Below are 21,190 nucleotides of genomic sequence, written 5' to 3' on the forward strand. Positions count from 1 at the left end.
GGCTACAGACCCTATGCTGGCTCCCCCGACTGGACTCGAACCAGTAACCCTTCGATTAACAGTCGAATGCTCTGCCAATTGAGCTACGGGGGAAAGCGGCGTCCTCAACTATACAGGAACTTTCGGGTGCCCACGAACCGCGGGGGTGCAGTGGTCTGTGCTGCCCGCCCGGCTTACGAAGCAGGCAAGAAAAAAGCCCCCGGCCCATGTAAACACGGGCCGGGGGCTTCGTTGGCTCCCCCGACTGGACTCGAACCAGTAACCCTTCGATTAACAGTCGAATGCTCTGCCAATTGAGCTACGGGGGAAAGCGCAGGTTTTACTTTACAGAGGTTTTCCCCGGAAACGAAATCGGCTTCCGGCCCGCAGAATCCGGGCCGTTACTGGTCCCCGCGCAGGGCCCGCCGCTGCATCTCCAGGTCCATCAGCTCGCGGTTGAGCTGGTGGAACAGCTCCGGGTCGGCATTGGGATCCAGCCGCTGCAGCTGGCCCAGTTTTTCCGCCTTCAAATGCGTCACCTGCAGCTCAAACAACCGGTTCAGGATGTCCCGGCAGTACAGCGCAAGGGCATCGGCGTCGCGGGCCGGCAGCGGGGTAACGGCCAGTTCACTGACGAAACCGCGCAGCGCGTCCGGCAGTTCCTCCCGCACCCGCTCCACCCAGGCAGCCGGAACCGTTCCGGCGTCGCCGGCGGCACGGATCGCATCATGGACTGCCACGTAGGCCGGCACCGTGAACCGTGCCGCCTTGAACCGCTCCCACTGGCCGGCGTCGAGCAGGCCCGGCTGCTGCAGCGCAACTTCCAGGGCCTGGCGCTCCATTCGGGCGGCGGGATCATTCGGGTCGGGGCGGTTGAAGGCGGGGGCTGCCTCCGGCTCCGGCTGCTGCTGCTGCTGCTGCTGGCCATACTGCTGGCCCTGCGGGTTACGGTTCTGGCCGTACTGCTGCCGACCCTGCTGGCCGTAGTCCTGCCGGCTCTGCTGACCGTAGTCCTGCCTGCCCTGCGTGCCCTGCCGCTGGCCTCGGGAGTTCGACGCCGGCGTGTCCGCGTTCTCTGCGCCGGAACCTGCCGTGCGGCGCTTGGCGGCCGCGTTCACGGCCCGGGTAACATCGTCGACGTCGGTGCCCAGCCACCCGGCGAGCTCGCGCGAGTAGGCGGGCCGCATGGCCGGGTCACGGATGTCCGCCACTACCGGTGCGGCGGCCCGCAGGGCGGAGACCCGGCCCTCCACGGTGTTCAGATCGAACTTGCGCAGGGTTGAACGGATTGCGAACTCAAAGAGCGGGCGCCGTGAGGAGATCAGCTCCACCACTGCTGAATCACCGTGCGTCTGCCGGATGTCGCAGGGGTCCATCCCGTTGGGATCGACGGCCACGTAGGTCTGCGCGGTGAACCGCTGGTCCTCCTCGAACGCGCGAAGTGCCGCCTTCTGCCCGGCGGCGTCGCCGTCGAACGTGAAGATGACCTCTCCCCCGGTTCCGTCGTCGGAGAGCAGCCGGCGGGCAATCTTGATGTGGTCGGTACCAAAGGCGGTGCCGCAGGTAGCCACCGCGGTGGTGATGCCGGCCAGGTGGCAGGCCATCACGTCCGTGTAGCCTTCCACCACCACGATCTGGCGGCTTTTGGCGATGTCCCGTTTGGCGAGGTCGATGCCGTAAAGCACTTGCGATTTCTTGTACAACGGGGTTTCCGGGGTGTTCAGGTACTTCGGCCCCTGGTCATCTTCGTAGAGCTTGCGGGCACCGAAGCCGATCACGGAGCCGGTGAGGTCGCGGATGGGCCAGATCAGCCGCCCGCGGAAGCGGTCATAGAACCGGGAGGCGTCCGAGCCGGAGGAGAACATACCGGTTTCGGCCAGTTCGGGACGGGTGAAGCCCTTGGTGGTGAGGTGCTTGAGCAGCGAGTCCCAGCCCTGCGGGGCGTAACCGACGCCGAAGTGCTCGGCGGCGGCCGGATCGAAGCCGCGCTCCTGCAGGAAGCTGCGCGCCGCAGCGGCACCCGGAGTGCCCAGCTGGCTGCGGAAGAACTCTGCGGCCACCTTGTGCGCGTCCAGCAGGCGCTGGCGCTTGCCCACGTCTTCCTTGCGCGGGCCGGTGCCGCCATCTTCGTAGTGCAGCTCATAGCCGAGCCGGGCCGCGAGCTTCTCCACCGTCTCGGAGAACGTTCCGTGGTCCATCTTCTGCACGAAGGAGATGACGTCGCCGCTCTCCCCGCAGCCGAAGCAGTGGTACGTGCCCACCTGCGGCCGCACATGGAAAGACGGCGAGCGCTCGTCGTGGAAGGGGCACAGACCCTTGAAAGAGCCGATTCCGGCGGACTTGAGTGTCACGTATCCGTCAATCACGGCCTTGATGTCAGTGCGCAGGCGCACTTCATCGATGTCTTCACGCTTGATCAGTCCGGCCATACCATCCAGTCTATTCTTCCCCGCCAAACCCGTTGCCCGGTGGAGTGCGCCCGCGTTCCTGCCGGGGCCGAAGCCCCGGCAGGAACGTTCTCAGCGGCCGGGAAAGCCGTCGGCAGCGGCCTACTTTTCCTGCTCCCGGCGCCGGCTGAGGTATAGGCCCAGTCCGCCGAGCAGGCATAGGCCCGCACCCAGGGCCGCATAGGCCCCGGTGGCTGATCCAACCCCCGTGGCGGGAAGGTTGGGTCCAGCCGGCTTGAACGGTGCAGGGGTCGGCTCGGGCTTCGGTTCCGGCGTTACTGCCGTGTAGGTGTTGGTGATAGCAGCCGTAACGGTTTCGCTGGCCGGCACCGTAACCGGACCGGGCAGCTCGGACTCCACGGTGACGGACGCAGTGGCCCCGGTGCTGGTCTCCGTGACGGTGCACTCGGCGCCCGCGGTAAGGCCCGCGAATTCCGTGGACACGTCGCCTGTGCTGCCGGCAGGGATGGTCACCGTTTCATCCAGCGCGGACCCATCGGTGCCGCACCGGACTGCCAGGACAACCTCACCCTGCCCGCCGGCTGCGGCCCCGGTGATGACCTTGGTCACCACCAGCGTGCCCGGGTTGAAGCCGTAGGTGTTGGTCACCGTCAGCTCCGCGCCGCCGGCCGCCGGGATAGTGACCGGATCAGTGATCACCGTGTCCACCGAGACCGTCGTTGTTGCCCCGCTTTCAGTCTCCGTGACAGTGCATTCCGTGCCCGCGGGCAGCTCCTCGAAATTCCTGGTCACCGTTTCGGCGGTCCCGGCGGGAATGATCACGGTTTCATCCAGGACCGAACCGTCCGGCCCGCAGGTCACCTGCAGCACTACTTCGCCCTGCGCTCCTGCCGCGTCACCGGCAAACTCCTTGGTGACGGCCAGGGTTCCGGGGGTAAAGGTGTACGTGTTGGTTACCGTCGCACTGTCCCTGCCGCCGGGCGCTATGGTGACCGGTGTCGGGAGCTCGGAGCTGACCTGGACAAACTCAGTGGCTCCGGTGACCGGTTCCGTGATGGCACAGGAGGCACCTGCCGGAATGTTCAGGAACTGTGCACCTATCTCTCCGGTCTCTCCGGCAGGGATCTCCGAGGATTCCTCGAAGACCGTTTCCCCGGCCAGAGTGCAAAGCACGGCTACCTCCACCGCGTCCTGGTTTCCGGCTGCCTCACCGGTAATGAGCTTGGTGACGATCAGGGTGCCGGGATTCTCGCTATAGGTGTCCGTCACAGTAGCCGTGGCGGTGGCACCTGCGGCGATGGTCACGGAATCAGGCAGGTCCACCACCACGCCTATTTCAGTACTCTCCCCCGTGACGGGTTCAGTGACGGCGCAGCTCGCGCCTTCCGGGATGCCGGTCAGGGTGCCCGCCGCAACGGTTCCGGTGGCACCGGTTGCGACGGTGAAGGTCCCCTCTGCCACCACCGCGCTCTCCAGGGTGCAGGTTACCTCCAGGGTGACCTCGCCCTGCTCGCCCGCTGCCGGGCCGGCAATGGTCTTGTTCAAAAGAACTGCCCCCGGATTAACTGTGTAGGTATCCGTGACAGTAACCTCCACGCCGTCGCCGGACGGGATGGTTACTGCTCCGCCGGCCGGATCGATCACGGTGCTGACGCTGACCTCTGTGGTCGCACCGTCCGCTGTCTCCGTGACCGTGCAGGTGGTCCCGGCGGGAAGCCCCGTGATTTCCTCCGTTATGGGTTCGGTGGTGCCGGCCGGAATGGTGATGGTTCGACCTGCACCGGAACTGCAGGTGACCTGCAGTGTCACAACGCCCTGCCGGCCCGCCCCGGACCCGGTGATGTCCTTGCGCACCGCAAGCGTCCCGGGATTGAACGTGTAGGTGTTGGTCAGTGCGGCAGTAACGCTCCCTGTCGGCGGAACGACCACAGTCCCCTCGCCTTCGACAGTGACCGCCACGGCAGTGGTCTCCCCCCTTCCGGTTTCCGTCACCGTGCAGCTGGAGCCTACGGCGATGTTGGGGAATTCTGCTGCCTGCGGCGTAAGCGTCCCTTCAGGGATAGTCACCGTTTCATTCAGTACCGTGGCCCCGTCCAGGGTGCAGACCACGGAGATCGTCACCTCGCCCTGCGCGCCGGCTGCCTCCCCCGTATTGGTTTTGGTAACCACCAGTGTCCCGGAGGTGAAGGTGTAGGTGTCCGTGACCGTCGCCGTCGCCGCGGTACCCGAGGGGATCGTCACTGCAGTCGGCACAATGCTTGTGCTCACCGCGACACTTGCATTGGCACCGTTGGTGGGCTCGGTAATGGTACAGACGGAACCTGCCGGGATGTCGGTGAAGGTCTCCGACGGCGCCCCGGTGGATTCGGCGGCGATATTGAACGTGAACTGATATCCGGGTCCGCAGTCGATGCTGATCACGACCTCGCCCTGGCTGCCGGCGGCGGGGCCTTCAATGGACTTGGTGACGGCCAGGGAGCCCACCTCGAAGAACTCCGCCGTGGCACTGGCAGCGGAACTCAGCTCCCGGGTGGCGGCCAGGATCAGCTTCTGCGCGGCATTCACCCCGGGGGTCGCGCCGTCGTAGAGATAGACGTTACCCGTGGGGACGGTAACCGTGGCGCGCGCCGTCACGGTGGCCGGCCCTGTGCCGCCGTCCTCGCTCCGCACCCACACCTGGGTGCCGCTGGCTACGGGATTGGTTAGCGGCACGGTCCCTGCCGCATCTGCGAAGAGCCCAAACCCCTCATCAGCCGTGACGGTGATTTCCGCTGCCTCCGAAGTGACGGTGTAGGGTCCCGCAACCCCCGTGACCGCTGCTTCGGCCGTGGCCGGCGTGATGGAGATGTCCGGGGCGTCCGGCTCGGTAAGCGGTCCCGCAGCAATGGTGGCGTTCACAATCGAGGCAACCGCGGAATACAGGTTGTTCGTGGGATTGACCACGTAACCGTCCGTGAAGAACCAGATGGCGGCCTGCACGGCGGCGGCTTTCCGGTTATCGGTAAGTCCGGCGGGCTGATTGGTATTCGGATAATAGGTGTTCAGGATCCGGTTAACGTATCCGATGTTGGGAACGTTGGACTCATCCCATGACCCGTTTTCATACCCGTAGCCGATGCCGGTAGGTGTACGGATATCAATGCAGTACATCTGTGCCGTGGTGGTCCCGTCGACTTCCTGGGTGTTGATGATGCCGGCGAAGCCTACGGTCTCCCTCTCGTATCCGGAGGGAATGCTGGTGGGATAGGCCGTTATCGGCCAGCTGGTTCCCACCGGTGGCAGTGCTCCCGGCACATTGCTGACACCGGCCCCCGTGGAGGTGATGACAATATCGGTGTTGGCGTCCGCGATCGGCGCCTCATTCGGCGGCGGTCCCGGATCGATGACAGCCTGCGCAGGCACCGCGAGCGGAACGACCATCAGCAGCAGGCCCGTCAGGAACACCAGGACGCTGCGGAACCGGGATTGCCGGGTCCATCCAAAGACGTGGCGGCGGGGGCGGGGTACACGGGATTGCTGGGGGCTCATCAGGACCTCGGGTGCGCTCGATCGGCCGACATCTCCCGTCAGTGAATCGGAAGACGCTGAACCACCCCGCGCCAGAGGCTAACTGCCCAAACGGCCGTCCACCAGAGAGCAGCCGCGCAATCCTGCAAAGATCCCAGGGAAAGTCCCTACCAGAGCGCCGGAACCGGTCCTACCAGCCGCTCGTGCAGGGCAAGCGCCGAACCGTCGGTGAGCGAGGCGACCTGGTCCACCACCACGCGCAACCGGGCGCCGTCGTCGGCCGCGTCCTGCCAGTCGGCAGCGAACATCGGCTCCAGGTGCTTGTCCCCGGTGGCGGAGAGCTGGGCAACCAGGGCGGTGAGAATTTCCCGCTGGCGCTCGTACAGCGGCTGGCGCTGGTCGGTGGTCATCACGAAGGTGGTGGCCAGGCCCTTCATCACCGCGATTTCCAATGCCGTGTCCTCGGGGACCACCATCTGGGCGTTGTAGCGCGTCAGCGGGTCCCTGCCGTAGATGCCGCGGGTGGCTTCCAGGGCACTGTTGCAGAACCGGCCGATCAGCTGGCTGGTCATGTCCTTCAACGCAGCCATGGCGCGGCGGCTGCCGTCGGACTCCCGGACCCACACCCGGGTGGCTTCCAGCCGCGCCAGTGCCGCCTCAATGGCGGCGGGGTCGACGCCGGGCAGGTACCACTGCTGCGTGTAGCCGACTACGCGGGCCCGCTGGTCGGGGTTGTCCAGCCACTTGAGCTGCACGTGGCCGGCCACAATGGCGTCCTCGACGTCGTGTACGGAGTAGGAGATGTCATCGGCCAGGTCCATGACCTGGGCCTCCAGGCACGAGCGTCCGGCGGGGGCGCCGTCGCGCAGCCAGGTGAAGACCGGCAGGTCATCCTCGTACACGCCGAACTTGGTGGTGCGGTGGCCGTTGACCAGCGGGGCGTCCGCAATGGACCAGGGGTACTTGGTGGCGGCGTCCAGGCTGGCACGGGTGAGGTTCAGCCCGGCCGGCGTGCCGTCCGGAGCGATGATCTTCGGTTCCAGCCGGGTCAGCAGCCGCAGGGTCTGGGCATTGCCCTCGAACCCGCCGATGGCGTGCGCAATGTCGTTCAGCGCGGTCTCACCGTTGTGGCCAAAGGGCGGGTGCCCCAGGTCATGGGAGAGGCAGGCAGCATCGACGACGTCGGGGTCGCAGCCCAGCGCGTTGCCCAGCTCCCGGCCCACTTGGGCCACTTCCAAGCTGTGCGTCAGCCGGGTCCGGACGAAGTCATCCGTATCCGGTGCCACCACCTGGGTTTTGGCCCCGAGCCGGCGCAGCGCGGAAGAATGCAGCACCCGCGCCCGGTCACGGCCGAACTGCGTGCGGTTGGTGTTTTTGGCCGGCTCGGTAACCCAGCGGGCCAGGTCAACGTCGGTATAGCCTGCGGTGGAAACTGCCTGCGGGAAGGTCATGGGTTGCTTTAGCCGCCTGATACGTCGAGTTCAGCTGCCGAAATGATGGCTTTCTGGGAGGCATTCAGTTCCCGCCCGTCCAGCCAGCCTTCCGGCAGCGCTGTCTTTTTGGGTGTGCCGGCCCGTCCGCGCGGTCCCTCGGCGTCGGCGCCGGGGTACGGAGCTTCGGGATCCAGCTGGTCCAGCAGTTCACGGAGCACCGCCAGGGACGGTACCGTCGCCAGTTTAGCGCGGAGGTCTCCCCCGACCACGTAGCCCTTGAAGTACCAGGCCATGTGCTTGCGGATGTCGCGCAGGGCAATGACTTCGTCCCCGAAGGTCTCCACCAGCAACTCGGCATGCCGGTACACGCTGTCCGAAACCTGCTTCAGTCCGGGCCGGTGCCGTTCGGTGCTGCCCTCGAAGGCGGCCTCCAGGTCACCGAACAGCCAGGGCCGGCCCTGGCAGCCGCGGCCGATGACGACGCCGTCCACACCGGTTTCGCGCACCATGCGGATCGCGTCCTCGGCGGACCAGATGTCGCCGTTGCCCAGGACGTTCATGTCCGGCAGGGCTTCGCGCAGTTCGGCGATGGCAGACCAGTCGGCCTTGCCGGAGTAGAACTGCGAGGCCGTGCGGCCGTGCAGGGTCACCGCGGCCACCCCGGAGTCGCGGGCGATCTTCCCCGCGTCAAGGAAGGTCAGGTGGTCCTCGTCAATGCCCTTGCGCATCTTGATGGTCAGGGGCACGTTGCCGCGGGAAGCTTCCTTCACGGCGGTCTGCACAATGGCGGTGAACAGGTCCAGCTTCCAGGGCAGCGCCGAGCCGCCGCCCTTGCGGGTGACCTTGGGCACCGGGCAGCCGAAGTTCAGGTCGATGTGGTCGGCGCGGTCTTCCTCCACCAGGAGGCGGACGGCTGCACCAACGGTCTTGGGGTCCACACCGTACAGCTGGACGGAGCGGACCTTTTCGTCGTCGTCGTGCTTGATGATGCGCATCGACTCCGGCGAACGTTCCACCAGGGCGCGCGAGGTGACCATTTCGGTCACGTAGAGGCCGCCGCCGTATTCACGGCAGAGCCGGCGGAAGGCCTTGTTGGTAATACCGGCCATGGGAGCCAGGATCACCGGGGTGTCCACAGTGATGGGGCCTAATTGCAGCGGGGGAAGCTCGAGCTTGAGCTCCGGAGATAGAACAGTCACCTGTCTATTCTCGCAAGTGGATGCAAATCCTGCTCAGGACACCGCTGCACCCTCCGGTAAACGCGCCCGGTTGCGCCGCCAACTAAGATCAGTGGAAGAGATGTTTTCCATCGTGAAGGACGTACTGCCGCATGCCACGCGAATCCGGAACCCAGCGCGCCATACTGGATGCCGCGCTGGAACTAGCCGCGGCGAACGGCATCTCCGGCACCACCATGGATGACGTGGCCGAACGGGCCGGTGTGGCCAAGGGCAGCCTCTATTACAACTTTTCCTCCAAAGACAAGCTTTTCGAGAAGCTGACGCTGGAGGGTGTGGGCTCCCTGACTGATTCGCTGCGGACAGCACGAAGCGGCCGAACGGGCTGGCCGGCCATCGAGTCCATGGTCCGGGCCCTCCTGGAACTGCTGTGCGCAAACCGGGCGCTGGCCAAGCTGATGGCCGCGGAAATCCTGCGCACCGACCGCACCTGGCAGCACTCCATGCACCTGCTGCGCCAGGAGGCGCTGGCCGAGTTCGTGGAACCGATCCGGGAGACCGTGCAGGAGAACGGGACCGACGGCCCGGACAATGTGATGCTGATAGCCGGCAGTGTTTTCGGCGCCACCCTGATGGCTGCCATGGACTGGCTGGTGTTTGACCCCGAGCGCCCGCTGGAAAAGGTCACGGACTCAGTGCTGTATGCCCTGTCCGGCCGGCTCAAGTCCTAGCCGCTCTTTCCGGCCGCAGCCGCCGCAAACAGAAAAGCGGCGGCCCCCGGAATCGAAGTAATCCTCGATGCAGGGACCGCCGCTTTCGGCGCCGATAACGCCTAGTCGCTGAGGATCAGCGTTTCGCTGCCGACCTGCCGGGCCACCCCGGCGCGGGTCAGCGGTTCCAGTGCGCGGACCACGGCAGTCATGGACTCGTCGATTTCCAGCTGCACCGGATACTGGTACGCCAGCATGGCGATGAGCGACTCCACGGCGGCCTGCGCCTCGGCGTCGTCCAACGTGGTGTCATAGCCCACCAGCACGTCGGCAGGCTCGTCAGTGCGTTCCTGCGTGTAGCTCACCGCGAAGGCGGCAATCTTCCCGCCGTCCTTCTTTGGCTTGTCCCGCAGCACAATGGCTCCGGAGGCACCGGTGGCGTCATTAAGCAGCATCTGCTGGGCCCGGCCCAGGTTCATGTCCGCCCGGTCCCAGCCGTGCACCGAGTTGTAGAACTCCGTCACCGCTGAGGTCAGCTCCACCGAACCGGTGGCGGCCTCGTCCAGCTGGGGACCGTCGTCGGTGAAAACGGGCAGTTTCAGCTTGCCCGGCTCCACCACAATCACGGCCGAGCGCTGGATGGGGCTCAGCCCGGCAGCTTCGGCGAACTTGGCGCCCGGGGTGCCCGGCTCCACCTTCGCTCGCAGCTTCCGCACGCCCGACGGCGCGGATTCGGCTTCCTTGCGCAGCATGCCCAGCAGGGTGCTGCCGAGGCCGGCGCGACGGTTTTCCCGGGCTACCTCCACGTAGGCCCAGAGCCGGTCCGGGTGCAGGCTGGTCTCGTAGACCACCCCGGCGGCCACGGGGATACCGTCGTCTTCGGCCACAATGCAGCGGCTCCACGGTTCGTTGGAGGACGGGCGGAGCACGGCACGGAACTGGCCGGCCTGCACGCTCTCCGGATCGCCCCAGAGCTGGTTCAGCTTGAGATCGTCGTCTTCACGCCATTCGCGGAATGAAAGAGCCATTACGCGCCGATCAGGCGTTCGGCGAGGTAGCCCTCGACCTTGTCCAGGCTCACCCGCTCCTGGGCCATCGTGTCGCGTTCACGCACGGTGACGGCCTGATCCTCGAGGGTGTCGAAGTCCACGGTGATGCAGAACGGGGTGCCGATCTCGTCCTGGCGGCGGTAGCGGCGACCAATGGCGCCGGCGTCGTCGAAGTCGATGTTCCAGTTCCGGCGCAGCTGCGCGGCGAGGTCCTTGGCCTTGGGCGAGAGGTCCTCGTTGCGGCTCAGCGGCAGCACGGCGGCCTTGACCGGAGCGAGGCGCGGATCCAGTTTCAGGACGGTGCGCTTGTCCACTCCGCCCTTGGCGTTGGGGGCCTCGTCCTCGGTGTAGGAGTCCACCAGGAACGCCATGAAGGAACGGGTCAGGCCGGCGGCGGGCTCAATCACGTACGGGGTGAAACGCTCGTTGGTGGCCTGGTTGAAGTAGCTCAGGTCCGTGCCGGAGTGCTTGGAGTGCGTGCCGAGGTCGAAGTCGGTGCGGTTGGCAATGCCTTCCAGCTCGCCCCACTCGGAGCCCTGGAAGCCGAAGCGGTATTCGACGTCGGTGGTGCCCTTGGAGTAGTGGCTCAGCTTTTCCAGCGGGTGCTCGAACAGCCGCAGGTTTTCCGGGTCGATGCCCAGGCCCACGTACCAGTTGAAGCGGTTATCGATCCAGTACTTGTGCCATTCCTCGTCCGTGCCCGGCTCAACGAAGAACTCCATTTCCATCTGCTCGAACTCGCGGGTGCGGAAGATGAAGTTACCCGGCGTGATTTCGTTGCGGAAGCTCTTGCCGATCTGGCCGATGCCGAACGGCGGCTTCTTCCGCGAGGTGGTCAGCACGTTGTTGAAGTTCACGAAGATGCCCTGCGCGGTTTCCGGGCGCAGGTAGTGCATCCCTTCCTCGTTGGCCACCGGGCCCAGGAAGGTCTTGAGCAGGCCGGAGAATTCCTGCGGTTCGGTCCACTGTCCCTTGGTGCCGCAGTTGGCACAGGCAATATCGGCCAGGCCGTTCTCAGGGGCGTGGCCCTTCTTTTCCTCGTAAGCCTCTTCGAGGTGGTCGGCACGGTAGCGCTTGTGGCAGCTCAGGCACTCGACCAGCGGATCGGAGAAGACCTCCACGTGGCCTGATGCTTCCCAGACCTGGCGCGGCAGGATGACGGCCGAGTCCAGGCCTACGACGTCGTCGCGGCCGCGGACCATGTGCTGCCACCACTGCTTCTTGATGTTTTCCTTGAGCTCGACACCCAGGGGGCCGTAATCCCATGCGGACCGGGAACCGCCGTAAATCTCACCCGACTGGAAAACGAAGCCCCTGCGCTTGGCCAGGGAGATGATCGGATCCAGCTTGGATTTGGTCGAAGCCATGGAATGGTACCGCCGTTCTTTTCGTGTATACAGGGCCGCTGGGTGCGGTCCGCTCGTGGTCCCGGGCCCGTCCGCGCAGCTTCAAAGGGCATGCGGGGACAGTGCCAACGGGCAAAGCTTAACTACCAGCTTAAGGCGAGCAGGGCCCGCCCACCTACCGGAGCCGTTCGGTGGGTCGCTGCCCGTCTCAGCGGGGCGTGCCGGCGGTGTCCGGCCGGGAGGAACGGCGACGGCGGAACGGACCGCCGCCGGGCATGTTCCACGGCAGGGTGGCCAGCACAATGGCGGCCAGGGTCAGCAGGGTGCCGAGCACCGTGGCTGCCACCACTGTGGTTCCCGGGGCCGGGAAGACAATATCGAGCAGCAGGGAGCCGATCAGCTGTCCGCCGATCAGGCCGAGGCTCGTCAGCAGCACTCCCAGGCTGCGCACCAGCAGCGCTGCCAGGCCAATAAAGACGCACCCCATCGGGCCGCCCAGGTACAGCCACCATTCTCCCGGCAGCGGGTTGCCCAGACCGGACACAGCCACCTTGATGCCCCACATCACGGCCAGCAGGACGGTGCCCGAGATGAAGTTCACCAGCGTGGCCGTGATGGGAGTGCCGTAGTGCATGCCCGTAGTGCCGTTCATGGCCTGCTGGAAACTCATCAGCATGCCGGCCGTCAGCGGCAGCAGCACCGGCAACAACCAGGCGGACGGATCCTGCCCGCCGGTCAACTTCGGGCTGACAGCCCAGGCCACCGCGGCAATGGTCAGCACCGCTCCCACCACGCGCATCACGGTCAGCGCCTTCTTACCGGCGGGGCCGATCCCGAGCCGGTCCACCACCAGTCCGGTCAGGGTCTGCCCGGCGACTGCGGCCACCGTGAACACGGCCACGCCCAGCACGGCGACGGTAAGGGTCTGGGAAAGAACAAAATAGCCGCCGATCATGCCGGCCAGTACGTAGTAGCGCGGAAAGCGCCGTTCGCGCAGGGCAGGCAGCAACTGGGAGGCGCCGGCGCGCCCGCGCGGAAGGATGACGCTGATTGCGCTCATCACTACCAAGCCAACGGTAAAGCTGACCAGCGCAGCGGCCAGGCCGTCGTCAAGCCGCTGTCCGAGGGTTCCGTTCACGCGCGTCTGGACCGGCATGGCGACGCCGGCGAGGAGGGACAAGGGCAGACCGATCAGCGGGGACATCCGCACAGCATTTGGCACGCGTCCACCCTACCGCCGCCCGCGTGCCCGCCGTTCCCCTGCGTCCGGCGCCGTCGTCATCGGGCAGAATGGAAGCATGAGTTCCCCCGATGCCCAAGACCTGCCCATCCGCGACGAAATGATCCGCCTCGGCCAGCTGCTCAAACTCGCGAACCTGGCCGAAGACGGCATCCATGCCAAGCAACTGATCGAAGACGGCCTGGTGAAGGTCAACGGCGACATCGAGGAGCGGCGCGGCCGGCAGCTGCACGCCGGTGACGAAGTAACCGTGAACGGTGAAACTGTCCGGATTGTCCGCGAAGGCTGACCTTTCGGCCCGGACGGCGGCGCTGGGACGTCCGGCTTAGGACGTCCGGGCGCCGCGCAGCACCGTATGCGTGAGGAATTCCTTCACGTGCCCCAGCTCCTGCATGTTAATGCCGTGGCCCATGTTCGAGTACAGGATCTTGGTCAGCGCAGTGTGCGTATTGAGCCAGGCGTGCGTGTATTCGATCCGGGCTGCGTCGATCACCGGGTCGGCCTGGTCCCGGCCCCAGAAGAACGGGACCTTGCGCTCCGCCAGCTCGCCGTCAGAAAAGAACGCGTGGTCCTGCGACGGCACTACAAAACCGGACAGCCCGACGACGGCGGCGAAGTCCCGGGGGCGGTGGCGCAGCAGCGAGGTGGCAACGGCCATCCCCATGGAGAAGCCCAGCATGCTCACGCTGCTGTGCCCGGTGCGGATGCCGTCCAGCCAGTTGGACACGGCGGATACTGAGTCCACCACGGCCTCCACGGAGTAGTCGGCGTCAGCCGTCAGCGGGAACCAGGTGTAGCCGGGGCCCATTGCCTGCGGGGCCCGCACCGAGGCGATGGTGAACTCTGCCGGGAGGTAGTCGGTGAGGCCCATGAGGTCCTCCTCGTTGGCCAGGTGACCGTGAAAAAGGACGAGCAGCGGAGTGCCGGCGCGTTCGGCTTCAGGCTTGGACCACAGGACAACGGGATTCTCGAAAGTCATGGGTCCAATTCTGGCACGCCCTTATTTACAACCTACGGTCGCGTAGCCTGCGGGCCGTTTGCAAGAATTGACCGGTGAGTACAAATTACCTGTCCCAAGCCGCTCCCGCCCCCGAGTCCGGACGACAGCAGCCGCCGGCTCACCTCTGGTCCCGGATGGTTGCCATGGGCGATTCCTTCACCGAAGGCATTGGCGATCCCGACCCGAACAGTCCGGGCGGCAACCGCGGGTGGGCGGACCGCGTGGCCGAGGAACTCGCGTCAGGCCAGCCCGACTTCGCTTACGCGAACCTGGCTATCCGCGGACGGCTGCTCAACCAGATTGTCGACGAGCAGCTGGAACCGGCCCTGGCACTGAAGCCGGACCTGGTGACCATCTGCGCCGGCGGAAACGACGTCATCCGTCCCGGCGGCGATCCGGACCGGCTGGCCGAACGCATGGACGGAGCCGTGGCCCAGCTGCGCGCCGCCGGTGCCGGCGTGGTCCTCTTTACCGGACCGGACCTCGGGAACACTCCGGTGTTGAGCAGTGTCCGGGGCCGTGCCGCCATCTACAACGAGAACCTGCGGACCGTAGCCAAACGGCACGGCGCCGTCGTTGCGGACATGTGGGCGCTGCGCGAATTGAACGATCCGCGGATGTGGGCTCCGGACCGGCTGCATTTCTCTCCGCTGGGCCATCACACCATTGCGGCCATGGTGCTGGACACCCTCAATGTCCCGCACACCCTGGAACCGCTGGAAACCAAACCCCTGCAGGCCAAGAAATGGCGTGCCGCCCGGTCCGAGGACCTGGTCTGGGCCCGGGAATTCCTCCTGCCCTGGGTGGTCCGCCGGGTGCGCCACCAGTCCTCCGGCGACGGTATTTCCGCCAAGCGGCCCGAGGCCGGCCCCATGTTCGGGGCACCGATGCCGCAGGGCGCCGGCGAAGCCGACTAGCGGCTCTGCGCGGCCGGCTGGCCGGTGCGCCCGCGCCGGCCCAGCCGGAACCCGCCCCAGAAGGCAGCGGCGAGCAGTCCCGCCGCCACAAGCAGATACCCCAGCTGCATTCGTCCGGTGAGCATCAGCAGCTTCCCCGGACCGGTGCCTTCCTCCAGCGGCCCGTAGGCAAACCAGCCGAAGGACTCCACCGGTGCGGTGGCGGCCAGGACGATGCCGGCAACCACAAGCGCCGCTGCCGCCAGCGGGACCATTGAGGCCTTGAGGATCCTGGCTGCCGGGCTGCGGCGGCCGGGCACATCTGCTGCATTGCTCATGGTGGCAAGACTAACCCGCGCCGCGCCTGCTCACTTCTCTGCCTGCTCGATCAGGTTCGCCAGATGGAAGGCCCAGCCCTCACGGTGCGCCTCGGATAACGCCGGCCCAGATTTCAGGGCGGCGAACCCGCTCTCGGTGACGGCGACGTCGGTCGCGCTGCCCTCCCCGCCGTCGTCGTCCGCCGGCGTGAGTTCAAAGCTGACCACTGTGTGCGCCTCCCAGTCCGGAGCTGTCCAGCGGAAGGAAAAAAGGCGGCCCGGGGCCACGGCCAGGACCGTGCCGCTGGCCGTATGCTCCACCCCGTCCTCCATCCAGCGCTCCTGCAGCGGAGAGCCGGGATGCGGCGAGAAATCCATGTCCGGCCACCACGCCGCCCGGTTGTCAACGAGTGCATGCCAAAGGGCCTGCGGCGAGCACTGGGCCCGCCCCTGCAGATGGATCCGGTCAGTCATGGCATTGTTTTCGCACGGATAGGCCCTGCTGGCAAGGGCACCGCCCTGTTGCCCGGCGGGCCCAGTTGATATAGCTGGGACTCCCGGCCCCCACCCGAGAGCAGGACTGCCATGCCCGAAGTGTCCGCCCCGTTTCCCGCCGGCGCCCCGTGCTGGGCGGACCTGGCCAGCTCCGACCCGCAGCGGGCCAGGGAGTTTTACGCCGGGTTGCTGGGGTGGGAGGCTGCTGTGTCCGAACCGGGCGGGTATGCCGACTTCCTCCATCGGGGCTCGGCGGTGGCCGGACTGATGCCCAACTCCCCCGAAACCGCCTACCCGGATACCTGGACGGTATACCTGGCTTTCGGGGATGCCGCCGGTTCAGCGGATGCGGCTGCCGAGGCCGGCGGGCAGGTGATGCTGGATCCGCAGCAGGTGGGGACCAAGGGATCAATGGCCCTGCTCGGTGACCCGTCCGGAGGAACCATCGGCATCTGGCAGCCGGCGGACCATTCCGGATTCGCCCGGATCGACGAGGCGGGGGCACCGGTCTGGTACGAGCTGCTGACCAGCGACTATCCGGCCGCCCTGCGGTTCTACCGGGACGTCTTCGGGTGGGAGACCGAAGTCCTCTCCGATACCGCCGACTTCCGGTACACCACCGTCCAGAGCAACGGCCGGCCAGTAGCCGGCGTGATGGACGGCGCCGCGGACCTGCCCGACGGGATCCCCTCGCACTGGGAGCTCTACTTCGGGCACACCGACGTTGACGCCGCTGCCGACCTGGCCGAGGAACTGGGCGGGGCGGTGCTCACCCCGCCCGAAGACTCCCCTTACGGCCGGATGGTCCAGCTGGCTGATCCCACCGGTGCCGCCTTCTGGCTGATGGAGGCCGAGGCAGACTAGCCCGCCCCGCGGCTCAGGCGAAAAACGCCGCCCGGAGCGGGCCGGCAATCTCCTGCGCGTTGGTCAGGAAACCGTCATGCCCTATCGGTGCCCGGATCAGGTGCACGGAGGTACCCCGGGGCAGGGCCGCGGCCAGGTCGGCTGACTGCTGTGGAAAGTACAGCCGGTCCGACTCGACCGCCGCGATGAAGAACTCGGCACCGGTCCCCCGCAGTGCCCCGCGCAGGGATCCTCGTCCGCGCGCGACGTCGTGCCCCGCGAGCGCTTCGGTGAGCACCAGATAGGTGTTGGCGTCAAAGCGGTCCACGAGTTTTTCCGCCTGGTGGTCCAGGTAGCTTTCCACCGCGTAGCGGCCCCTCTGTGCCGGGAGCGCGGCACCGAAGGGGTCCTCGGTTCCCTGCGGTCTGCGCCCGAACCGGTACTCCAGCTCCGGCTCGGACCGGTAGGTGATGTGGGCTATCCGCCGCGCCAGCCCGAGCCCGGCCAGCGGCGGGGCACCGTTGTAGTAGTCCCCGCCGTTGAACGCCGGGTCCAGCCGGATGGCGGCCAGCTGCGCCTGGGCAAAAGCGATCTGCTCCGCGGTGCTGGCCGCCGTCGCCGCAATGACGGCGCAGCGTTTCACCCGCCCGGGTTCGGTAACCGCCCATTCCAAGGCCCGTGCTCCCCCGAGCGAACCGCCCAGCACGGTGTGCCAGGCCCGGATCCCGAGCAGGTCGGCCAGCCGTGCCTCGGCGCGCACCGAGTCGCGGACGGTGACAAACGGGAACCGGGATCCCCAGGGCAGTCCCTGCGGATCCGGGGACGAGGGACCGGTGGAACCGTAGCAACCGCCCAGCATGTTCGCCGCCACCACATAGAACCGGTTGGTGTCCACGGTTTTGCCCGGCCCCACCAGGTCATCCCACCAGCCCGGTTCATCCGTATCGCCCCGAGCCACATGGGTGCTGCCGGTCAGCGCATGGGCAATAAACACTGCGTTGCCGGCGTCGGCGTCGAGCCGTCCCCACGTTTCGTAACCGAGGACGACGTCGGGCAGGTAACCGCCCGTTTCCAGGTCGAGTCCGCCAATGGAGGCGAACTGCAGCACCCCGTCCCGGTCGGTGACGGGGTGCTGCAGAGCGGGGTGCCGGATCGCCACGGAAGGCTCAGGCTCCCTTGGCGGCCCGGAAGCCGGCATCGAGGTCCGCCAGGATGTCATCGATGTGTTCAATGCCCACGGACAGCCGCACCAGCCCCGGGCTGACCCCTGCCGCCAGCTGCGCCTCGGCACCGAGCTGGCTGTGGGTGGTCGACGCCGGGTGGATGACCAGCGAGCGCACGTCCCCCACGTTGGCCACGTGGGAATGCAGTTCCAGTCCGTCGACAAACCGCTTCCCGGCGTCCACCCCGCCGTCGATCTCAAAGGACACAATCGCGCCGGTGCCGCGCGGACCATACTTGCGTCCGCGCTCAAACCAGGGACTGGATTCCAGACCCGCGTACGCCACCGAGACGACGTCGTCGTGCCCCTCGAGCCAGTTGGCGACGGCGACTGCGTTGGCGACGTGCCGCTCCACCCGCAGGCTCAGGGTTTCCAGTCCCTGCGCAATGAGGAACGCGTTGAACGGGGACACCGCCGAACCGAGGTCACGCAGCAGCTGCACCCGGGCCTTGAGGATATAGGCCAGGTTGGCGCCCAGCGCACCGTTCACGCCCAGGTCCCGGGCATAGACCAGGCCGTTGTAGCTCTCATCGGGGGTGTTGAAGCCGGGGAACTTCTCCGGGTCGGCGGCGAAGTCGAAGTTGCCCGAATCCACGATCACCCCGGCAATGGAAGTCCCGTGCCCGCCCAGATACTTGGTGGCCGAATGCACCACAATGTCCGCACCCCACTCAATCGGCCGGATCAGGTACGGCGTGGCGAGGGTGTTGTCCACAATCAGGGGAACGCCGGCGTCGTGCGCGACGGCGCTGATGCCCTCCAGGTCCAGCACGTCCTGCCGCGGGTTCGAGACCACCTCGCCGAAGAACGCCTTGGTGTTGGGCTGCACCGCTGCCCGCCACTGCTGAAGGTCATCCGGGTCCTGCACAAACGTGGTGTCGATCCCGAACTTCTTCAACGTGTGCCGAAGCAGGTTGTAGGTGCCGCCGTACAGGCTGGGACTGGCCACGATGTGGTCACCGGCATGGGCTACGTTGAGCAGCGCAAAGGTTTCCGCTGCCTGCCCCGAGGCCAGCAGCAGCGCGCCGACGCCGCCCTCCAGGGAAGCGATCCGGTTTTCCACCGCTTCCTGGGTCGGGTTGCCGATCCGGGTATAGATGGGTTCCAGTTCGGCCAGCGCGAACCGGTTCGCGGCGGCCTCAGCGCTGGGAAACACAAAGGACGACGTCTGATAGATCGGCAGGGCACGCGCGCCGGTGACGGCGTCGGGCTCCTGGCCTACGTGGATCTGGCGGGTTTCAAAAGACCAATCTGCACTCATGATGCTCCCTCATACCAGGGGCCGCACAACGCCGTCGTTCCGGTTTTGGGTACACGAACGTGCACACCGGAATTCCGGTAGGGCTGCGGGGCCCGCGCTTGCCGGACGCCCTCTTGGCGTACGGCCAGGTCTTCACCCGGGGCACCCCACCGCGGTTGGAGGGTTGCCGGCCAGCAAGCCGGGGCTATCTGCTGGCACTCATGACCTGCACCTATGAAAACCGATAGCCGGGCCCAGCGCAACCTTCATGACTTTGCGTGAAACCCGGTGGCGCCCCGATCCGCCGTTTCGCTTCCGCCGGCACTGAAATTGGCGGTAAGGAGGTCCTAAGTCGAGACGGTGGTCACAACGTGCCACAATGAGCCGCATGCGCTTGGATCATGTTTCTTACGCCTGTGAATCTGACGGTCTTTTGGCCACCACCGAGAGGATTGCTGCTGCCCTCGGCGCCGACTTCGTTAAGGGTGGCGTCCACCCCCGATTCGGTACCCGCAATATGATCCTCCCCCTGGCCAACAACCAGTACGTCGAGGTTGTGGAGGTGCTCAACCACCCGGCATCGGACAAGGCCCCCTTCGGCCAGGCCGTGCGCCAGCGCTCCGAATCCGGCGGCGGCTGGATGGGCTGGTGTGTTGCGGTGGATGACCTCTCGCCCTTCGAAGAGCGGCTGGGCCGTTCCTCCGTGCCGGGCAACCGGAAGTTTCCGGACGGCCAGGAGCTGACCTGGCAGCAGATCGGCATCAACGGCCTGATTGCCGATCCGCAGGTGCCCTACCTGCTGCGCTGGGATGACGGGACCGAGGCACTGCACCCGTCCAACGCCATTCCCGGCATGCCCGGCTCCGTGAAGCTGAGCTCGCTGACCATTGCCGGTTCCGCCGCCCGGGTCAGCGACTGGCTGGGCACCCGTGTCGAGGAGCCGCTGGACGGCCTGGGAGTCACCTGGATCGCTCCGGCCGGCACACCGGGCGTTATGTCGGTAACCTTCGACACCAGCAAGGGTCCCGTCGAGATCTAGGTTCGGGTGCCGCGTCCGGATTCCCGCGCCGCGTCCGGATTCCCGCGCCGCGTCCGGATTCCCGCGCCGCGCAGTGCGGGGATTGCCACAAAGTGCGGGCGTTGCCACAAAGTGCGGGCGTTGCCACAAAGTGCGGGGCTTCGGCCCGAGCACTCCTGCACGGGAGCACAGCCCTGCGGTTTTTCCACAACAGCGGGGTCTAGCCTCGCAGGCCTGCCTATGCCCACGCAGCCTCGGTGCATGGACCCGGAGCTCATTTTCACAGCCGACGCCGAAGCTTTCGGAACGGACCGGCGATCCCTGGCCCTGCGCTGCCGTGCAGGCCAACTCGTCCGGCTCCGTCCCGGCGTCTATGCGCAGGCAGACCAATGGCGGAATCTCTCCCCTTGGGAACAGCAACGGTTACGCGTCCGGGCAGCCGCGGAACAGGGTGACGGGCAACGGATTCTGATTCAGGAATCCGCCGCCGTTATGTGGGGGCTGCCCGTGATTGGCAATTCACGCGGAGTTCTGCTGCTGTCCGTACCGCCCAGGCATGGGCATAACCGTGGCGAACTCCGCTGGGCCGAACGTGCACTGTTGGAGCCGGTCACCACCCTGGACGGTGTGCCCCTGACTTCGAGGGCACAGACCGTAATAGACATGGCCGCCTACCTCCCCTTTGAGCAGGCTGTTCCGGCCATGGACCGGGTACTGCGTCCGGATCCTGCGCGGTTTGCCCTCACGAAGGATGAGCTGCGGGGATTGGCCCGGGCGCTGCCCGCCGCTGGAAAGCAGGCAAAAGCACAGCGGGTCATTGATTTTGCCGACGCACGCTCCGAGTCGGCAGGGGAATCATACTCGCGCGCAGTACTGCACCGGCAGGGTTTTCCCGTTCCGGAACTCCAGCACGAATTCCACACTTCAGCAGGACGTTTCCGGACCGACTTCTATTGGAAAGAACACGGTCTCGTAGGCGAGTTCGACGGCGCGGTGAAATACGGGGCCGCCGGCTCAGCTCTCGCGCCGTCCTGGGACACCCTGATGCGGGAAAAGCGCCGGGAAGACGCTATTCGGGAAACGGGCGCCGCCGTTATCCGCTGGTCCTGGCGTGACGTGGGCAGACCTCCGCAGCACCCGGAGTCCATGGCATGGCGACTGGCCCGGGCCGGGTTGCCCCAATCCCGCCGCAGGCACTGATTTCCCTGCCGGTTTGGGAAATCCCTGCCGGTTTGGGAAATCCCTGCCGGTTTGGGAAATCCCTCCGCTGCGCTGTGGCAGGGATTTCCCAAACCGGTTGAATTTTCCC

General features: G+C 66.4%; 18 protein-coding genes, 2 tRNA genes and 1 riboswitch. Of the genes, 6 read left to right on the forward strand and 14 right to left on the reverse strand.

The genetic code is table 11. From position 1 onward, the window contains the following. Window positions 1-17 precede the first annotated feature (17 nt). The 6 genes from QNN98_RS15015 to dusB all read right to left on the reverse strand — a co-directional run bounded on the left by QNN98_RS15015 (window position 18) and on the right by dusB (window position 8,526). Window positions 18-93, reverse strand: a tRNA-Asn gene (locus QNN98_RS15015). 139 nt (window positions 94-232) lie between these two features. Then, window positions 233-308, reverse strand: a tRNA-Asn gene (locus tag QNN98_RS15020). Window positions 309-380: 72 nt separating this feature from the next. Further along, complete coding sequence (gene dnaG, locus QNN98_RS15025; RefSeq protein ID WP_283998152.1) at window positions 381-2,408, reverse strand: DNA primase; 2,028 nt, start codon at window positions 2,406-2,408, stop codon at window positions 381-383. Window positions 2,409-2,528: 120 nt separating this feature from the next. Beyond that, entirely contained in the window at window positions 2,529-5,915 is a 3,387-nt protein-coding gene (locus QNN98_RS15030; protein ID WP_283998153.1) for a DUF5979 domain-containing protein, read from the reverse strand. A gap of 146 nt (window positions 5,916-6,061) precedes the next feature. Then, window positions 6,062-7,345: a deoxyguanosinetriphosphate triphosphohydrolase gene (locus QNN98_RS15035; protein WP_283998154.1), complete on the reverse strand. Its 1,284-nt coding sequence runs from the start codon at window positions 7,343-7,345 to the stop codon at window positions 6,062-6,064. A gap of 8 nt (window positions 7,346-7,353) precedes the next feature. Next, window positions 7,354-8,526: a tRNA dihydrouridine synthase DusB gene (gene dusB, locus QNN98_RS15040; RefSeq protein ID WP_227913932.1), complete on the reverse strand. Its 1,173-nt coding sequence runs from the start codon at window positions 8,524-8,526 to the stop codon at window positions 7,354-7,356. A 131-nt stretch (window positions 8,527-8,657) separates the two neighbouring features. Between dusB and QNN98_RS15045 the strand changes: the two genes are divergently transcribed. After that, window positions 8,658-9,236 carry a TetR/AcrR family transcriptional regulator gene (locus QNN98_RS15045; protein WP_283998155.1) on the forward strand — a complete coding sequence of 193 codons (579 nt, stop codon included), beginning with the start codon at window positions 8,658-8,660 and terminating at the stop codon, window positions 9,234-9,236. Window positions 9,237-9,337: 101 nt separating this feature from the next. Here the strand turns inward: QNN98_RS15045 and QNN98_RS15050 are convergent, their stop codons facing one another. The 3 genes from QNN98_RS15050 to QNN98_RS15060 form a co-directional block, all read right to left on the reverse strand. Beyond that, window positions 9,338-10,243, reverse strand: a complete 906-nt coding sequence (locus QNN98_RS15050; protein WP_283998156.1) for a GNAT family N-acetyltransferase — start codon at window positions 10,241-10,243, stop codon at window positions 9,338-9,340. Beyond that, window positions 10,243-11,631 carry a glycine--tRNA ligase gene (locus tag QNN98_RS15055; protein ID WP_283998158.1) on the reverse strand — a complete coding sequence of 463 codons (1,389 nt, stop codon included), beginning with the start codon at window positions 11,629-11,631 and terminating at the stop codon, window positions 10,243-10,245. The genes QNN98_RS15050 and QNN98_RS15055 overlap by 1 nt, the downstream gene beginning before the upstream one ends. A gap of 187 nt (window positions 11,632-11,818) precedes the next feature. Then, the gene (locus tag QNN98_RS15060; RefSeq protein WP_502864771.1) at window positions 11,819-12,832 is read right to left on the reverse strand and encodes a DMT family transporter; all 1,014 of its coding nucleotides are present in this window, start codon (window positions 12,830-12,832) and stop codon (window positions 11,819-11,821) included. A 76-nt stretch (window positions 12,833-12,908) separates the two neighbouring features. On the opposite strand from QNN98_RS15060, the gene QNN98_RS15065 reads away from it, so the two are divergent. Beyond that, on the forward strand, window positions 12,909-13,139 hold the full coding sequence (locus QNN98_RS15065; RefSeq protein WP_227913928.1) for an RNA-binding S4 domain-containing protein: 231 nt from the start codon (window positions 12,909-12,911) through the stop codon (window positions 13,137-13,139). 36 nt (window positions 13,140-13,175) lie between these two features. Here the strand turns inward: QNN98_RS15065 and QNN98_RS15070 are convergent, their stop codons facing one another. Then, window positions 13,176-13,829 (reverse strand): alpha/beta hydrolase, encoded by a 654-nt coding sequence (locus QNN98_RS15070; RefSeq protein WP_283998160.1) that lies wholly within the window; start codon window positions 13,827-13,829, stop codon window positions 13,176-13,178. A gap of 74 nt (window positions 13,830-13,903) precedes the next feature. On the opposite strand from QNN98_RS15070, the gene QNN98_RS15075 reads away from it, so the two are divergent. After that, window positions 13,904-14,767, forward strand: coding sequence for an SGNH/GDSL hydrolase family protein (locus QNN98_RS15075; RefSeq protein WP_442860187.1), 864 nt, complete (start codon window positions 13,904-13,906; stop codon window positions 14,765-14,767). Here QNN98_RS15075 and QNN98_RS15080 read toward each other — a convergent pair. Together QNN98_RS15080 and QNN98_RS15085 are read right to left on the reverse strand one after the other, a co-directional pair. Continuing rightward, on the reverse strand, window positions 14,764-15,084 hold the full coding sequence (locus tag QNN98_RS15080; protein WP_283998162.1) for a hypothetical protein: 321 nt from the start codon (window positions 15,082-15,084) through the stop codon (window positions 14,764-14,766). The two genes, QNN98_RS15075 and QNN98_RS15080, sit on opposite strands and share 4 nt — an antisense overlap. A 30-nt stretch (window positions 15,085-15,114) precedes the next feature. After that, window positions 15,115-15,537, reverse strand: coding sequence for an SRPBCC family protein (locus QNN98_RS15085; RefSeq protein WP_227927330.1), 423 nt, complete (start codon window positions 15,535-15,537; stop codon window positions 15,115-15,117). Window positions 15,538-15,648: 111 nt separating this feature from the next. Between QNN98_RS15085 and QNN98_RS15090 the strand changes: the two genes are divergently transcribed. Continuing rightward, the gene (locus QNN98_RS15090) at window positions 15,649-16,422 is read left to right on the forward strand and encodes a VOC family protein (protein ID WP_227913924.1); all 774 of its coding nucleotides are present in this window, start codon (window positions 15,649-15,651) and stop codon (window positions 16,420-16,422) included. Window positions 16,423-16,435: 13 nt separating this feature from the next. Here the strand turns inward: QNN98_RS15090 and metX are convergent, their stop codons facing one another. Together metX and QNN98_RS15100 are read right to left on the reverse strand one after the other, a co-directional pair. Continuing rightward, window positions 16,436-17,560, reverse strand: a complete 1,125-nt coding sequence (metX, locus tag QNN98_RS15095) for a homoserine O-acetyltransferase MetX (protein WP_502864773.1) — start codon at window positions 17,558-17,560, stop codon at window positions 16,436-16,438. Window positions 17,561-17,567: 7 nt separating this feature from the next. Further along, a complete protein-coding gene (locus QNN98_RS15100; protein WP_229960643.1) occupies window positions 17,568-18,884 on the reverse strand; it encodes a bifunctional o-acetylhomoserine/o-acetylserine sulfhydrylase in 1,317 nt (438 codons plus the stop codon). Window positions 18,885-18,973: 89 nt separating this feature from the next. Then, window positions 18,974-19,090: riboswitch (SAM riboswitch) on the reverse strand. Window positions 19,091-19,251: 161 nt separating this feature from the next. Here QNN98_RS15100 and QNN98_RS15105 point away from each other — a divergent pair. Together QNN98_RS15105 and QNN98_RS15110 are read left to right on the forward strand one after the other, a co-directional pair. Beyond that, window positions 19,252-19,902 carry a VOC family protein gene (locus QNN98_RS15105; protein ID WP_227913921.1) on the forward strand — a complete coding sequence of 217 codons (651 nt, stop codon included), beginning with the start codon at window positions 19,252-19,254 and terminating at the stop codon, window positions 19,900-19,902. A gap of 240 nt (window positions 19,903-20,142) precedes the next feature. Continuing rightward, on the forward strand, window positions 20,143-21,081 hold the full coding sequence (locus QNN98_RS15110; protein WP_227913920.1) for a type IV toxin-antitoxin system AbiEi family antitoxin domain-containing protein: 939 nt from the start codon (window positions 20,143-20,145) through the stop codon (window positions 21,079-21,081). Window positions 21,082-21,190 lie beyond the last annotated feature (109 nt).

Source organism: Arthrobacter sp. zg-Y1143, from assembly GCF_030125565.1.
In the GTDB taxonomy this organism is placed as follows: domain Bacteria; phylum Actinomycetota; class Actinomycetes; order Actinomycetales; family Micrococcaceae; genus Arthrobacter_B.